The sequence below is a fragment of the Acinetobacter sp. EKM10A genome (genome assembly GCF_011075215.1).
GTDB classification, from domain to species: domain Bacteria; phylum Pseudomonadota; class Gammaproteobacteria; order Pseudomonadales; family Moraxellaceae; genus Acinetobacter; species Acinetobacter baumannii.
In genome coordinates, this window is record NZ_JAALLK010000004.1 from 13,175 (window position 1) to 28,538 (window position 15,364).

Annotated in this window: 13 protein-coding genes; 7 read left to right on the top strand and 6 right to left on the bottom strand. The window is 42.0% G+C overall.

Annotated features, from left to right (window positions below; all coding sequences use genetic code 11):
- Positions 1-120 precede the first annotated feature (120 nt).
- Positions 121-2,805, bottom strand: coding sequence for a phosphoenolpyruvate carboxylase (gene ppc / locus G9371_RS06530; RefSeq protein ID WP_000250589.1), 2,685 nt, complete (start codon positions 2,803-2,805; stop codon positions 121-123).
- 170 nt (positions 2,806-2,975) lie between these two features.
- Positions 2,976-3,599, bottom strand: coding sequence for a TetR/AcrR family transcriptional regulator (locus G9371_RS06535; RefSeq protein ID WP_001195320.1), 624 nt, complete (start codon positions 3,597-3,599; stop codon positions 2,976-2,978).
- Between the two features lie 149 nt (positions 3,600-3,748).
- Between G9371_RS06535 and G9371_RS06540 the strand changes: the two genes are divergently transcribed.
- The 4 genes from G9371_RS06540 (at position 3,749) to dnaJ (ending at position 9,711) form a co-directional block, all read left to right on the top strand.
- Complete coding sequence (locus G9371_RS06540; protein WP_029424039.1) at positions 3,749-4,849, top strand: efflux RND transporter periplasmic adaptor subunit; 1,101 nt, start codon at positions 3,749-3,751, stop codon at positions 4,847-4,849.
- A 2-nt stretch (positions 4,850-4,851) separates the two neighbouring features.
- Entirely contained in the window at positions 4,852-7,977 is a 3,126-nt protein-coding gene (locus tag G9371_RS06545; protein WP_029424040.1) for an efflux RND transporter permease subunit, read from the top strand.
- Positions 7,978-8,116: 139 nt separating this feature from the next.
- On the top strand, positions 8,117-8,494 hold the full coding sequence (locus G9371_RS06550) for a hypothetical protein (RefSeq protein ID WP_000529425.1): 378 nt from the start codon (positions 8,117-8,119) through the stop codon (positions 8,492-8,494).
- Positions 8,495-8,598: 104 nt separating this feature from the next.
- Positions 8,599-9,711 (top strand): molecular chaperone DnaJ, encoded by a 1,113-nt coding sequence (gene dnaJ, locus G9371_RS06555; RefSeq protein ID WP_001119029.1) that lies wholly within the window; start codon positions 8,599-8,601, stop codon positions 9,709-9,711.
- 114 nt (positions 9,712-9,825) lie between these two features.
- Here the strand turns inward: dnaJ and G9371_RS06560 are convergent, their stop codons facing one another.
- Entirely contained in the window at positions 9,826-10,176 is a 351-nt protein-coding gene (locus tag G9371_RS06560) for a hypothetical protein (RefSeq protein ID WP_000555698.1), read from the bottom strand.
- 184 nt (positions 10,177-10,360) lie between these two features.
- Here G9371_RS06560 and dapB point away from each other — a divergent pair, with 184 nt between their 5' ends.
- Together dapB and G9371_RS06570 are read left to right on the top strand one after the other, a co-directional pair.
- On the top strand, positions 10,361-11,182 hold the full coding sequence (dapB, locus tag G9371_RS06565) for a 4-hydroxy-tetrahydrodipicolinate reductase (protein ID WP_001271389.1): 822 nt from the start codon (positions 10,361-10,363) through the stop codon (positions 11,180-11,182).
- A 51-nt stretch (positions 11,183-11,233) separates the two neighbouring features.
- Positions 11,234-11,887 (top strand): START domain-containing protein, encoded by a 654-nt coding sequence (locus G9371_RS06570; protein WP_001036017.1) that lies wholly within the window; start codon positions 11,234-11,236, stop codon positions 11,885-11,887.
- Positions 11,888-11,927: 40 nt separating this feature from the next.
- On the opposite strand, the gene G9371_RS06575 is transcribed toward G9371_RS06570, so the two are convergent.
- Complete coding sequence (locus tag G9371_RS06575) at positions 11,928-13,118, bottom strand: MFS transporter (protein WP_001097146.1); 1,191 nt, start codon at positions 13,116-13,118, stop codon at positions 11,928-11,930.
- A gap of 4 nt (positions 13,119-13,122) precedes the next feature.
- Complete coding sequence (gene dkgB, locus G9371_RS06580) at positions 13,123-13,926, bottom strand: 2,5-didehydrogluconate reductase DkgB (protein ID WP_001025223.1); 804 nt, start codon at positions 13,924-13,926, stop codon at positions 13,123-13,125.
- 120 nt (positions 13,927-14,046) lie between these two features.
- On the opposite strand from dkgB, the gene G9371_RS06585 reads away from it, so the two are divergent.
- Entirely contained in the window at positions 14,047-14,949 is a 903-nt protein-coding gene (locus G9371_RS06585; RefSeq protein ID WP_029424041.1) for a LysR family transcriptional regulator, read from the top strand.
- On the opposite strand, the gene G9371_RS06590 is transcribed toward G9371_RS06585, so the two are convergent.
- The gene (locus tag G9371_RS06590) at positions 14,933-15,307 is read right to left on the bottom strand and encodes a hypothetical protein (RefSeq protein ID WP_000770091.1); all 375 of its coding nucleotides are present in this window, start codon (positions 15,305-15,307) and stop codon (positions 14,933-14,935) included. The two genes, G9371_RS06585 and G9371_RS06590, sit on opposite strands and share 17 nt — an antisense overlap.
- Positions 15,308-15,364 lie beyond the last annotated feature (57 nt).

The window sequence follows — 15,364 nt, forward strand, 5'->3', positions numbered from 1 at the left end:
TAAAAAAATATTCTAAAAAATGAAAAATCGGGGAAAATTTGAGAAAAACAAGGAATTTTGCAAGTAAAAAGCAGCACATCCAAGATGCACTGCTTTAAGAAAGTAGTTAGTAAAATGAGCTTAGCCTGTATTACGTAAACCAGCAGCAATTCCGGCAATACTTACCATAAGTGCATGGTCAACAGGGGTATGCTCTGCCTGACGTTCAGCAAGATAATCACGGCGGCGTTTCATGAGTTCAGCTTGTAAAAGATGCAAAGGCAGTAAATAAGGTTTACGAACTTGCATAGACTGATCCAAAACTTCATTGTCGCTTAATAGTTTTGATTCATCTTTTAACGTAAGTAAGGTTTCCACAGCATCTTTTAGACGTTGGCGTAACTGATTGCCCAGCACTTTTAAGTCTTCATCTTCAGTCAAATGAGACTCGTAGTAGAGTGCAATATTGGCATCGGCTTTAGACAATACCATTTCCAGCATATCAATAAGTGTCTGGAAATAAGGCCATTGCTGAAGCATTTCATCAAGCGTTGCTTTTTGCTGATCAGCAATCACTTCATTAATCGCCGCACCTGTACCTAACCATGCAGGTAACATCAAACGGATTTGTGTCCAAGCAAACACCCATGGAATGGCACGTAAAGACTCGATACCGCCACTTACTTTACGTTTTGCCGGACGTGAGCCTAGCGGCAACATTTGTAATTCAAGCTCAGGAGTGACAGTCCGTAAGTACTTCACAAAATGCGGGTTTTCACGCACTGTTTGACGATAAACCTTCACAGAATGATCTGTCATACGGTTCATAAGTTCACGCCACTCAACCTTAGGCTCTGGTGGTGGTAATAATGTCGCTTCAAGCGTTGCTGCGGTATAGATTTCAAGGTTTTGCATGGCAATACCTTCTAGACCGAATTTGAAGCGGATCATTTCACCTTGTTCTGTCACACGAATTGCACCAGAGATTGAGCCCGGTGGTTGCGAAAAGAGTGCTTGTTGCGTTGGAGCACCACCACGGCTAATTGAGCCGCCACGACCGTGGAACAGAGTCAACTGTACGCCGTGTTTACGAGCAATTGCAGTCAGCTCTTCTTGAGCGCGGTATTGGGCCCAGTTGGCAGACATGAAACCGGCATCTTTTGCTGAATCCGAGTAGCCGATCATGACTTCGTGTTTACCTTGAATATGCTGCTTATACCAATGCATATTGAACAACGTATTCATGGTAGTTGCTGCGCCGTCTAAGTCTTTTAAAGTCTCAAATAAAGGCACTACACGTAAAGGATGCTGAATACCGGCTTCTTTTTGCAATAACAATACAGCTAAAACATCACTTGGATATTCAGCCATAGAAATAATATAAGCCCCTAAAGACTCAGGTGGTTGGTCTGCCAAAGTACGCATGGTTGCAAATACTTCTTGTACATCTGGGTGACCAATCAAACTACCTTCTGGCTCATTAATATACTTCGGTAAAAGTGGGCGTTTGCTTTGGAGTTCCTGGATAAGGAAGTTTTGGCGCGCTTGTTCAGTCCATGACTCAAAATTACCCAGACCTAAGTATTCGGTAATTGCTGAAATGGCTTGGCGATGACGGCCTGATTCTTGGCGAATATCGAGCTTAAGTAGTTCAATACCAAAACAGTTCACACGGTAGATAAAGTCGAGTAGTTGACCATTCGCGATTTCAGGTAGATTACTGTCAATTAGAGAGCGATAGCACAGCAATAATGGTTGTAACAGTTCATCTTTGCTTTTAATGACATTGCTGTCATCAGCTTCTAAGCCTTGTAGGCGCTGAGCTAACCAATGACGAGTTGCTTTTAAACGCTCTCGTGTTGCACGTAAATACTCACGATAAGGTTCTGGGTGTGGACTACCAATGGCTTGAACCATTTCTTCGGAACAAGACTGAATTGATAGTTCCCAACGTAAGTTTTCGATATCTCTTAGGTAGAGGTCGGCAGCTTGCCAGCGTGATAACCACAATACTTCTTGGGTAATTTGATGAGTAACGTTCGGGTTACCATCACGGTCTCCACCCATCCAAGATGCAAAACGTACCGGAGCAATATGAAGTGGTAAGTTTTGTTGGCAATTGTCTTGAACCAGTTCATTTAGCTCACGGATAAATTTAGGAACAGCATTCCAAAGCGTTTGCTCAATTGTGGCAAACCCCCATTTTGCTTCATCTACCGGGGTCGGGCGGTGCTGCCTGATTTCATCTGTTTGCCAAGCCGAACTAATTTGTTGTTTTAAATTGGCAAGAGCATTTTGTCGTTCACGCGGAGTAAGTTTTTGCTGATCAAGTTGTGATAGACAAGCATTGATATCGTCATATTTTTGAATCAGGGTACGACGACTCACTTCTGTTGGATGCGCCGTAAGTACCAATTCAATCTTAAGATCACAAATTTGCTGGAACAGTTTTTCTGTCGAAATATTTTTATCTTTAAACTTTTTAAATAAGTGAACAAGGGGATTCGGGGAGTTTGCATCCGGATCAAACTCTGCCTGTCTGCGGCTACGTACCACATGATATTGCTCAGCAATATTGGCAAAATTGAGGAAGTGAGAAAAAGCGCGGGTAAGAGGCAATAGCTCTTCATCGGGCAATTCTAAAAATAATTGTTCTAATTGCTTTTCGGCTTCAGCTTGACCATCACGTGCACCTTTGGCAAGAGCACGGATTTGCTCGATCTGATTAAACAGTTCTTGTCCTGCATGCTGTTTTAGGGTTTCACCTAATAAATTGCCAAGTAAGCGGACATCCTCACGCAGTGGCGCATCGATTTGCTGAACCATGCTATTTTCTCCTGTTCTTATTCTTTTCGAATATAGCGCGATTAACGAACATTCCAAGCTTTGAGCGTAAGAAAATGTGAATTTTTGCTTAAAAAATAACATTTAAATCGCTTATAACGCTTTAAAAGTCGACATGCACCCGTTGCAAATTTTGGCAATCGGACTTTGGTTTAATGCCGATATTTGAGTAGAAATAAATCAATAGCATCCCGAATAAACCGATCTATCTCTTGAGTATTCGGTACAGGAATAATTCCAAGTAGAACCTTGTGATGGCGTACACCAAGCAATAAGGTCAAAAGCAGCTCTGTTTGATATAGCGGATCATCGGCTTGAATAAAACCTAATTGAGCAGCTTTTTGAAAAAACTCAACTAACTGATTTTGCAGACGGGTATGGGATGCATTAAAAAACTGTAGGGCGAGTGGACTTTGCTCTGCTGCAAGTTCAAATAATACATGCTCGAGTTTAAGTGCTTCGGGGGAATAAATAATCTGCAAGGCACGTGAACACACCATATAAAGTGTTTGATAAAAGTCTGCCGATGCATCTAATTCAAATGGTTTAGTGCCTAGAGTCTCTTCACAAGTTTCTGTAATGGCACAGATAAACAGGTTTGCTTTGTCTTGAAAGTGATTATAAACCGTGAGTTTAGTAACGCCTGCTTCCTGTGCAATCAGGTTCATGCTGGTACCGTGATAACCGGACTTTAAAAAAATAGCTTTAGCGGCCTGTAAGATACGAGCACGCTTTTCCAGATCTTTGGGGCGACCACTTTGATTAACTGTTTGCACGAAACCCTCTAATAAAACTATATAAAAATAAATACTTATAAGTTTTTCTTTAATTAATGTACCAGCGGGTATATTAATTAAAAAACAAACAAACTATGATGCAAATATATTGTGCCTTAAAAAACCAGTTTGAATAAGAGCGATAAGATATGAATCTGTTAAAACCTCTCATCATGAGTATGATGATTGTTTGCATGGTCACATTAACGGGGTGTAGTAAAGAGGCTCCCAAAACAGAAGAAATACCCTATGTGATGGTGACCCAGCCTTCAACCACACTTCACGAACAAAAAAGCTATGCTGGAGATGTACAGGCTCGACAACAAACTGCCTTGGCATTTCGGGTGGGTGGACAAGTTACGGCTCGCTATGTGGATGTAGGTGACCGGGTTAGAGTTGGGCAAGTATTAGCAAAACTCGATGTGGCGGATGCACAGCTACAATTAAATGCTGCCAAAGCTCAATTAGAAAACGCACAGGCAGCAGCAAAAACAGCCTCAGATGAGCTTAAACGTTTTCAACAATTATTACCCATAAATGCCGTAAGCCGTTCGCAATACGATACGGTAAAAAATCAATATGATGCGGCTCAGGCAGCATTACAACAAGCTCGTTCTAATTATGAAGTTTCTGCCAACCAGACTGGTTATAACCAACTTGTTTCTAATAAAAACGGGGTGATTACAGCGCGTAATATTGAAATTGGACAGGTGGTTGCAGCAGGGCAAGCGGCTTATCAACTGGCAATTGATGGTGAACGTGAAGTGGTCATCGGCGTACCGGAACAAGCAGTTAGCGAGATTAAAGTTGGCCAGGCGGCATGGATAACTTTGTGGTCTAAACCGAACGAACGATTTGCCGGATATGTACGCGAAGTTTCTCCAGCTGCTGACCAGTCCCGTACGTTCACAGTTAAGGTAGCACTCAAAGAAGGTCAGTCTGCTATTCAGCTTGGACAAAGTGCACGCGTATTTTTTAGTTCGACTCAAACTAATGTCATGAGTGTGCCACTTTCGAGTATATCTGCAACAGATAACCAACCTTATGTATGGGTAGTGAATGCGAATCAGACCTTACGTAAAGTGCCTGTAACGATTGGTGCTTATGGCAGAGATAGCGTGCCGGTATTATCGGGTTTAACACCAAATGATTGGGTAGTGATTGGTGGTGTGCACTTGCTGCGCGATAAACAGAAGATTCACCCGATTGATCGTGAAAATCGTGCAGTGAAAATTCAGGGAGCCAAATAACCATGAAATTTAATCTCTCTGAATGGGCACTGAACAATAAAGGTATTGTCCTTTATTTCATGCTCTTGCTCGGCATTATTGGTGCAATTTCTTATTCAAAACTCTCACAAAGTGAAGATCCGCCATTTACCTTTAAAGTCATGGTCGTACAAACCTACTGGCCAGGCGCGACAGCCAAAGAAGTTTCTACTTTAGTTACGGACCGTATCGAAAAGGAACTGATGACCACAGGTCAGTATGACAAGATTATGGCGTATTCCCGTCCAGGCGAGTCGATGGTGACTTTTGTTGCTAAAGATTCTCTCACTTCTGCGCAGATTCCTGATGTTTGGTACAACGTTCGGAAGAAGGTCAATGACATTCGCCATGAACTCCCAAGTGGGGTGCAAGGTCCATTTTTTAATGATGAATTTGGCGATACCTTCGGTAATATTTATGTACTGACAGGCAAAGACTTTGACTATGCGCTTTTGAAAGAATATGCCGATCGTTTGCAATTACAACTACAGAGAGTCAAAGATGTAGGCAAAGTTGAGCTAATTGGGCTGCAAGATCAGAAAATCTGGATTGAAATTTCAAACACTAAAGCCGTTCAGCTCGGGATTCCTGTTTCTGCCATACAAGAAGCCCTACAAAAGCAAAATAGCATGGCAAGTGCAGGCTTTTTTGAAACTGGAACGGATCGTATTCAAATTCGAGTAAGTGGCCAATTACAAAGCGTAGAGGACATTAAAAAAATGCCTTTACTGGTAGGCGATAAAACTATTCAGCTTGGTGACGTTGCTGATGTCTACCGTGGTTTTAGCCAACCTGCTCAGCCGCGTATGCGTTTTATGGGTGACAATGGTATTGGTATTGCCGTATCTATGCGTAAAGGCGGCGATATTATTGCCTTAGGTAAAAATCTGGAAACTGAATTTGCCCAACTGCAAAAAACATTACCTCTAGGCATGAAATTGCAGAAAGTTTCTGACCAACCTGTAGCGGTACAACGCAGTATCCATGAGTTTGTCAAAGTACTTGCTGAAGCAGTCATTATTGTCTTGTTAGTGAGCTTTTTCTCATTAGGTTTCCGGACGGGTTTAGTTGTCGCTTTTTCCATTCCTTTGGTTTTAGCAATGACTTTTGCCGGTATGAATTTATTCGATGTCGGGCTGCACAAGATTTCGCTTGGTGCCCTAATTCTAGCTTTGGGCCTGCTTGTAGATGATGCCATTATTGCGGTCGAGATGATGGCCATTAAGATGGAGCAGGGGTATAGCCGAATTAAGGCCGCCGGATTTGCATGGAAAACAACAGCATTTCCGATGTTGACGGGGACATTAATTACCGCTGCAGGCTTTTTACCTATTGCTACGGCTCAGTCCAGTACAGGTGAATACACACGCTCTATCTTTCAGGTCGTGACGATTGCTTTATTGGTGTCGTGGGTTGCCGCAGTTTTATTTGTACCTTATTTGGGTGAAAAACTACTACCTGATTTTACCAAGATGGGTCATCAAGCACCTTGGTATGTCCGTTTGTGGGCAAGAATAACTAAAAAACCGCAACTGCAAACTGTGGCCATTTCACAGGACCATCATTACGATCCTTATCAATCAAGTTTCTATTTACGTTTTCGGAAAATGGTCGAGTTTTGTGTGACCTACCGTAAAACCGTGATTGCAACAACGGTGGGGATTTTTGTGCTGTCTGTACTCATGTTTAAGTTGGTGCCACAGCAGTTTTTCCCGCCTTCAAACCGCGCTGAAATTTTAGTCGATTTAAAACTCGAAGAAGGAGCATCGTTAACCGCTACAGAGCAAGCGGTGAAAAAGGTTGAACAATTCCTGTCTAAACAAAAAGGCATTGATAATTATGTAGCCTATGTCGGTACAGGTTCACCACGTTTTTATTTACCTCTAGATCAGCAATTACCGCAAGCTAGCTTTGCGCAGTTTGTTGTTTTGGCATCATCGCTTGATGATCGTGATGAAATTCGCCGTTCTTTAGAAACCCAAATTAAGCAGTTACTCCCACAAGTCCGTACTCGCGTGTCATTACTCGAAAATGGCCCACCTGTTGGTTATCCATTGCAGTATCGTGTGTCAGGTGAAGATTTAAATCTGGTACGTAAAGAAGCACAGCAGGTTGCTAGGGTAATTAGTGAAAACCCGAATACCACCAATGTGCATTTGGATTGGGGCGAGCCAAGCAAGATTATTTCCATTCAAATTGATCAAGACCGTGCGCGACAAATGGGTGTGTCTAGTGTGGATTTGGCGAATTTCCTGAACGCCTCAATTACAGGTAGCGCAATTGAACAGTATCGTGAAAAGCGTGAGCTGATCGAAATCCGATTACGTGGTGATAAAGCTGAGCGCGTTGAAGTAGCTTCACTGGCGAGCCTTGCAGTACCAACAGCGAATGGAACAACTGTACCTTTAGCCCAGATTGCGAAAATTGAATACAAATTTGAAGATGGTCTGATTTGGCACCGTAATCGATTACCGACAATTACTGTTCGTGCAGATATTCGTACCAATTTACAGCCAGCTACCGTTGTTGGAGAGTTAGCTGAAACAATGGACAAGTTACGCGCTGAGCTGCCAAGTGGCTACCTCATTGAAGTGGGGGGAACAGTGGAAGAGTCGGCACGCGGACAAAGTTCGGTCAATGCTGGTATGCCACTCTTTTTGGCAGTGGTCATGACATTACTCATGATTCAGCTGAAGAGTTTGTCTCGGGCAACAATTGTATTTTTGACTGCACCATTAGGCTTAATTGGCGTTGTTTTATTCTTACTTTTGTTTAATAAACCATTTGGTTTTGTTGCCATGCTAGGAACCATTGCCTTATCCGGCATGATTATGCGTAACTCACTCATTCTGATTGATCAGATTGAACAAGACAGACAGGCAGGGCATCCAACGTGGGAAGCAATTATTGATGCAACAGTACGCCGTTTCCGTCCGATTATTCTCACGGCATTGGCAGCAGTACTCGCCATGATCCCTCTTTCGCGGAGTATTTTCTTCGGTCCAATGGCTGTTGCGATTATGGGCGGACTCATTGTTGCTACCTTGCTGACATTATTTTTCTTACCTGCATTGTATGCAGCGTGGTTTAAGGTGAAAAAAACAGCATAAAATACATAAATTTTTTGTGAATAAAGGTGCGAAATATTGAAAAGTCCAATATAGTAGCACCTGTCTTTACACAAAAAATACAGGATTATTTCGCTGCATAAAAAATAGGCATAATGCAGTGAATTGAGGTGAAATACAGATGGGGCAAGACCATATCGAACAGCATCGCCGTTATATTGTAATTTCTTATGCGTTCATGTTTCTTGCATTGTTTACGGTTATTTTTGCGGCCTTTGCTTATCTGGTCGCTCGTAAAGTAGCTGTTGTGGATGATGCGGAAGTTTGGATTCATGCTCATGCGCTATGGATTATGCGCAATGGTATTCTATTCCTCCTCATGTCAGTTTTTGCTGTGGTCTGGTTTATTCCTCTCTTCTTTTTTGCATGGGATAGCAACCTTTGGGTAACGGCTTCAACAGTTGCTGGTGTAGTTTTTAGTGCTATTGCTTGGTTATTTTTATTAAATGCATGGTTAAAAGGCTTGTCTAAATATTTAAAAAATAAGGCAGTTTTTTAATATATCTGTTTTTTGAAAGTTTTCCCCTTGTAAATTCGGCTAAAGCCCCCCATTTAGTCGGCAATAGAGTATTGATAAAATTTCCGTGAGGAGCACCGCCAAACATGGCTAAACGTGATTATTATGAGGTTTTAGGCGTTTCAAAAACCGCAAGTGATGATGAGATCAAAAAAGCCTATCGTAAATTGGCGATGAAATATCATCCTGACAGAAACCCTGACAATGCCGAGGCTGAAGAAAAATTTAAAGAAGCTTCTGAAGCTTATGAGATTTTATCGGACAGCGAAAAACGCAGCATGTATGACCGTATGGGACATAATGCGTTTGAAGGCGGCTTTGGTGGCGCTGGTGGTGGCTTTGGCGGTTTCAGTGCAGAAGATATTTTTAGCCAGTTCGGTGATATCTTTGGTGGAGCGTTTGGTGGCGGCGGACGTCAGCAACGCCAACGTCGCGGTTCAGATTTACGCTATGTCATGGAACTTACCCTTGAGGAAGCTGTAAAAGGGGTTAAAAAAACAATTACCTTTACTGCTCCAGCACCATGTGATGTGTGTGATGGTAAAGGCTCTAAAAATCCAAAAGATGTAGAAACTTGTAAAACTTGTCACGGTTCAGGACAAGTGCGTATGCAGCAAGGTTTCTTCTCTGTACAACAAACTTGTGGCACATGTCGTGGCCAAGGCAAAATTATTAAAAACCCATGCCATGCATGTCATGGTTCAGGTGTAGCAGATCGTCAGCAAACATTAGAAGTGACGATTCCTGCAGGTGTGGACAATGGTGACCGCGTTCGTTTAAGTGGTAAAGGCGAGGCTATTCGTGATGGTCAAGCTGGTGACTTATACGTTGAAGTGGTTGTTCGTGAACACGAAATTTTCCAACGTGATGGTGCCGACTTATATATGGACGTACCAGTAAGCATTGCTGATGCTGCACTTGGTAAAGAAATTGAAATCCCGACTTTGGAAGGCCGAGTTAGCTTGAAGATTCCTGAGGGAACTCAAACAGGTAAATTATTCCGGTTACGTGGTAAAGGTGTGCGCCCTGTACGTAGCAGTATGGTGGGTGATTTACTTTGCCGTATCGTGGTAGAAACACCGGTTAACCTAACCTCTCGTCAACGTGAATTACTTAAAGAATTACAAGCATCTTTCGATGGTGAAGACAGTGCTTCTTCACCAAAGAAAAAATCTTTCTTTGATCGCTTATTCGATTAATGATTGATTAGATCAGAAATTAAAAAGAAGGCGGATATTGATAAAATATCCGCCTTTTTATTGCGCTGATTCATCTTATTATTTTTATTCTGCTTAAAAGAAAATGACTCGTAATTATTCTGTAGGATGAGCGACATCAATATCATCAACACTTACGTTGAGTTCACTTGATACAACTGGAGCCACTACAGCTTCGACAGTAGCTTGAGGAGCTGGTTGTATAGCTGCTTTTACTGTTTCTTCAGTTTTTTCTTCAATGATTGGATCAATATCTTCAACTTTAACCTCAGCAGTAGCATCGCTTGTTTGCGCTGTAGGCGTTGCTGCTTGAGTATTTACGTTTGTTGTAATACGTGCTTTAGATAAGCTCTCTAATGTTTCTCCGGGCTGGATTGCAGGTTCTGCAAATGCCACTGAACTTATTATCCCCATAATGGCGGTTAGGCCAATAATTTTCGAATGCATGCTGAACTCCTTATAGTCATCTTTTTTTCATTCGTGGCTCAGTAGTGTGCAGATCAATTCTTTAACTTTTGTGAAAACAGATTAAATTCCGGTTACCTTTAAAAAATATTTTTTACTTTTTATTGTGGGCAAAGAGTTTTGATATAGTAAGCCAATTACGTAAAACAGAAGATTGGGAAGGATTATGTCAGCAGCTCCACGCATTGGTATTTTGGGTGCAGGCGGCCGTATGGGTCGTACACTTATTCAGGCAGTTCAACAAGCAGGCTATCAATTGGCTGCGGCAGTAGAGCGTCCAGAAAGTAGTTTGGTCGGCACAGATGCTGGTGAACTTGCAGGAATTGGTTCAGTGGGAGTGAAGGTTTCAGGAAGCTTGGCTGATGTACTTAAAGATTGCGATGTAATCATTGATTTTACTGCACCAGCTGCAACCGCCCAGCATTTAAAGCTATGTCGTGAAGCTGGCGTGGCTATGGTGATTGGCACTACAGGGATGTCTGATGAGCAAAAGGCTGAATTGGATGAAGCAGCAACGCATACACCTGTTGTATATGCTGCGAACTACTCTGTTGGCGTAAATGTATCAATCAAGTTACTTGAGCTTGCAGCAAAAGTATTTGGCGATACAGTAGATATTGAAGTGATTGAGGCTCACCACCGTCATAAAGTAGATGCACCATCTGGTACTGCATTAATGATGGGTGAAGCAATTGCGGATACGTTAGGCCGTAACTTAAAAGAAGTTGCTGTTTATGGTCGTGAAGGGCATACCGGTCCACGTGATCGTCAAACTATTGGTTTTGAAACCATCCGTGGTGGCGATATTGTAGGGGAACATACGGTCATGTTTATTGGTGAGGGTGAGCGTGTTGAAGTCACTCACAAAGCCACTAACCGTATGAACTTTGCCGCCGGTGCAGTACGAGCTGCTGCATGGGTTGTGGGCCGTGAAGCGCGTAAATATGACATGAAAGATGTTTTAGGGTTGAACGACGTACAGGTGTAAACCATCTGTACACTTCCCATATGTGGCGAGAAAAACAAGATAGAGCAGAACATGAATAAAAAACAAATTGCTTTGACCACTCTTCTTTGCTTAAGCAGCCTCTATACAGGGGCTGCCTCTACAGACAAGGCTAAACTCAGCCTAGACCGTAATCATATTAAAGTGTGGACCTATCAAAAAGCAGATAACCCAGTCTTTCAATATAAAGCGGAAACAACGTTTGATGTACCCCTTGAACGTGCTGTGGCGGTGATTTTAGATGTAGATCGTGCAGCTCAATGGGTGCCTTATATGGGCAAGGTCCAAATGCTTTCTCAGGATGAAAAGAAAGGCGAATTTACTTTATATATGGTGTTAGATTTTCCTTTTCCGCTAAAAGACCGCGATGTAGTGGTTAAAGGAAAAATGAGTAAAGCAGCCAATGGCCTAATTACTATTAAAAATACGGCAGTTAATAGTAACTATCCGATACAACCCGATGTCGTGCGCCTAACACGCTATGAAGGGGATTGGACATTCCAGAAACTTGCCAATAATAAAGTTAAAGTCACCACTAGTGGCTATGCTGATCCAGCGGGTGCAATTCCTTTAAGCTTCGTCAATATGTTTGTTCAACAGCAGCCTTATCAGATGCTGCTTAAAATGAAACGGGAAGTAATGAACCCGATTTATGAGCAACCTAAGTTGCCGGAAATTTTAAAATAAATAAGCTAAAAAAAGCGCCTGAGATCAGGCGCTTTTTTTATTAGTCTGAACACTGTTGTAAGGTTTGAGCGGGGCTGCTTTCTCGTTTGATTTGGAATAAAACCAATAACAAACCTAATCCCGCCAGTAAGGCACCCGCAAAAGATACTGCACTATAACCCCAACCTAAATCGAGTACTAACGCACCTGCAGCAGCGCCTACTGCATTACCTAGGTTAAACGCACCGATATTTACTGAAGAGGCAAGCCCTGGAGCTTCGTGAGCAACTGACATTACCCGCATTTGTAATGGTGGTACTAAAGCAAAGGTTGCTGCACCCCATATCACCAACGCAATGGCTGCTCCAATCTGGCTTTGAGCAAGAATTGGGAAAGTCACCATCATCACAATCAACAGTACCAAGAAACCAATCAGAGTTTTGTTGATAGATAAGTCTGCAAAACGGCCACCTAAATGGTTACCAATCGAGAAGCCGACACCGATCAACACCAACATGAACGTAATGAAGGTTGGTGAAGCATGCGTAAACTCAGTCAAACTTGGCGCAATATAGGTGTAGAGCGTAAACATTGCACCTGCACCGAGTACGGTAGTGAGTAATGCAAGAACCACAGGGGTACGCGTTAATACTTTTAACTCGGCCTTCACGTTTGGTTTTTGGGCAACCATACCTTGCGGTAATGCTTTCCACAAAGCGAGCATAGTAATGATGCCGAGCACGGAAATCGCAAGGAAAGACATACGCCAGCCAATGTTTTGCCCAACCCATGTTGCTAAAGGCACACCACCAATATTGGCAATGGTTAAGCCCATAAACATGGTTGCCACTGCACTAGCCTGTTTATGCGCTGGTACAATACTCGCTGCCACAACAGAACCAATTCCGAAAAAGGCACCGTGGTTCAGGCTTGTAATGAGACGTGCACCTAATAAGCTCATATAATTTGGTGAAAACGCTGCAATCAGGTTACCGACCGTAAAGATCGCCATCAAAAAAATAAGCGCATTACGTCGTGCAAAACCACCAAACCATAGGGTCATAAACGGTGCACCTAGCATTACGCCAAGTGCATAGCCTGTAATTAACATACCGGCTGTTGGAATTGAAATCCCTAAATCATTAGCGATGTTCGGAAGTAACCCCATTGGAGAAAATTCCGTGGTGCCAATGGCAAAGGCACCTATTGCCAATGCCAATAACGAGAACGCCGTATTTGATTGAGTATTCATGAGTTTAGTCCCAAACTGGTGCCCATGGCTCTGGGCTAACTTCACGACTGTTACGGTCGAGTTCGGCAATCATTTGCATTTCAGCCGCAGTTAACTCGATATCCTGTGCTTTTAAATTACTAATCAGGTTTTCACGTTTAGTCGAAGATGGAATGACTGCAAAACCACGCTGCAATGCCCATGCCAATGCAATTTGCGCTGTCGTTGCTTTATGGGCTGCTGCAATCTCCGCTAAAACAGGATCTTGAAGCACTTTGCCGTATGCAAGCGTCATGTATGAAGTGACATCAATATTCTTCTCTTGTAAGAAATTCACAAGTTTATGGTTTTGAAGATAAGGACTCAGCTCAATCTGGTTCGTTGCAATATGCTCTACACCAATTGTGTCAATTGCTTGTTGGGTAAGTGCAATATTGAAGTTTGAAATACCAATTTGTTTGGTTAAGCCCTGTTGCTTTGCTTCAAGTAAAAGCTGCATGATTTCAGGAATTGAAACGCCTAAATCCGGTGCTGGCCAGTGAATCAAAGTTAAATCGACATGGTCAGTACGAAGCTTTTGTAAGCTCTCTTTTAAGCTTGGAATAAACTTATCTTGAGCAAAATTATCTACCCAGATTTTTGTGGTTAAAAATAAGTCCTGACGTGATACGCCACTTTCAGCAATCGCTTGACCAATTGCCGCTTCATTTTCATAGATTTGAGCAGTATCAATTGCACGATAACCGACATCTAGCGCATTTTTAACAGAATCAATCACAGCTTGTTCTTTTAGGCGGAAAGTTCCTAGACCAAAACGTGGGATATTCATGTATTCACCTGAAATTAAATAATTGTTTAACTTGAGGTGCATTTTGCTTTTTTTATTGTTGCGAAAAAATAGATGAATAAGCAAAATATCTTTGATGTTTAGTCAATAATAGAATAAACGATGAAATCAACAATTGAAGAACTTGTTGCCTTTATCACAATTGTTGATACAGGTTCATTTGTGGCAGCAGCAGAACATTTAAAGCAAACACCTTCGGGGGTGAGCCGATCTTTAACCCGTTTGGAAGCAAAGTTAGATGTGACTTTGCTAGAGCGAACAACGCGTAAATTGAAACTGACTCAAGAAGGGCAACAATTTCTTATAAAGGCCCGTAAAATTTTAAATGAGCTGAATGCGGCCGAAGAAGAACTTCAAAAGTCTGATCAAGGTACTGCCGGTCTTATTCGGGTTGATTCTGCCACACCGTTTGTTTTGCACGTGATTGCACCATTAATGCATAAATTCCGTGAGTGTTACCCCGATATTGAAATCGAATTAAATAGCAATGATCAGGTGATTGACTTACTTCAGCATAAAACCGATGTCGCATTTCGATTTGGGGAACTTAATGACTCTAGTCTGCACGCCAAATTGGTATGTAAGAGCCGTTTATATATTGTGGCAAGTCCTGACTATCTAGCTCTTAAGGGAACGCCAACACAACCTGAAGAACTTGAACACCATGATTTAATTGGCTTTACTAGACCTACTTATATCAATAGCTGGCCAATTAAAGTTGGCGATCAATATTTTTTTGCCCAATCAAAAATTAAAGCATCGAGTGGAGAGACCGTACGCCAACTGACGATTAGAGGACACGGCATTGCGCGACTATCTGAATTTGAAATTTGGAAAGATATGGAAGAAGGGCGATTGATTGCATTATTTGAAGACAAAATTGAGCATCAATATCAAAGCATCCATGCTGTGTATTATCAACAAGAGCATCTACCAAAACGAATCCGTTTATTCATTGAATTTTTGGCAGAACAGTTAAAAGATGGTTTTAAAAACGCTCTCTAAAGGTCGTATAACTATCGGTTGGAATATGAACTTCTAAAATAGGTGTCGTTTGTCCTTGTGCCGAATGTTGAGACAGAAAATAGCTTTTTTGCTGTTCTCGGCAGCTAAAATATAGTTTGGAATAGACTGAATTCACCATAACAACTTCATTTGAGCTATTACGTTTATATTCATAATGAGAAATCGCACTGGTCTCGTCATCAGTGCGGTGCTCCATTTTGTAGTCTTGCTGGTTGGTCATTTTTAAATAACCTTCAATCAAACTTTGGCAAACCGTGTGTCTGTGCTGTTCATTTTTGGGTTGTGGTTGGCAACCTGCTAAAACAATAGTAAATAACAATATAACTTTTAATTTCATTGGTTTGCTACTCTCCGAGTTGATTTCCATAGCCTAAAGGTGTTCTATAAACCAGTA

Coding starts and splice junctions, on each gene's coding strand:
- ppc (WP_000250589.1), bottom strand. CDS start 2,805: ATGGTTCAGCAAATCGATGCGCCACTGCGTGAGGATGTCCGCTTACTT.
- G9371_RS06540 (WP_029424039.1), top strand. CDS start 3,749: ATGAATCTGTTAAAACCTCTCATCATGAGTATGATGATTGTTTGCATG.
- G9371_RS06545 (WP_029424040.1), top strand. CDS start 4,852: ATGAAATTTAATCTCTCTGAATGGGCACTGAACAATAAAGGTATTGTC.
- G9371_RS06550 (WP_000529425.1), top strand. CDS start 8,117: ATGGGGCAAGACCATATCGAACAGCATCGCCGTTATATTGTAATTTCT.
- dnaJ (WP_001119029.1), top strand. CDS start 8,599: ATGGCTAAACGTGATTATTATGAGGTTTTAGGCGTTTCAAAAACCGCA.
- G9371_RS06560 (WP_000555698.1), bottom strand. CDS start 10,176: ATGCATTCGAAAATTATTGGCCTAACCGCCATTATGGGGATAATAAGT.
- dapB (WP_001271389.1), top strand. CDS start 10,361: ATGTCAGCAGCTCCACGCATTGGTATTTTGGGTGCAGGCGGCCGTATG.
- G9371_RS06570 (WP_001036017.1), top strand. CDS start 11,234: ATGAATAAAAAACAAATTGCTTTGACCACTCTTCTTTGCTTAAGCAGC.
- G9371_RS06575 (WP_001097146.1), bottom strand. CDS start 13,118: ATGAATACTCAATCAAATACGGCGTTCTCGTTATTGGCATTGGCAATA.
- dkgB (WP_001025223.1), bottom strand. CDS start 13,926: ATGAATATCCCACGTTTTGGTCTAGGAACTTTCCGCCTAAAAGAACAA.
- G9371_RS06585 (WP_029424041.1), top strand. CDS start 14,047: ATGAAATCAACAATTGAAGAACTTGTTGCCTTTATCACAATTGTTGAT.
- G9371_RS06590 (WP_000770091.1), bottom strand. CDS start 15,307: ATGAAATTAAAAGTTATATTGTTATTTACTATTGTTTTAGCAGGTTGC.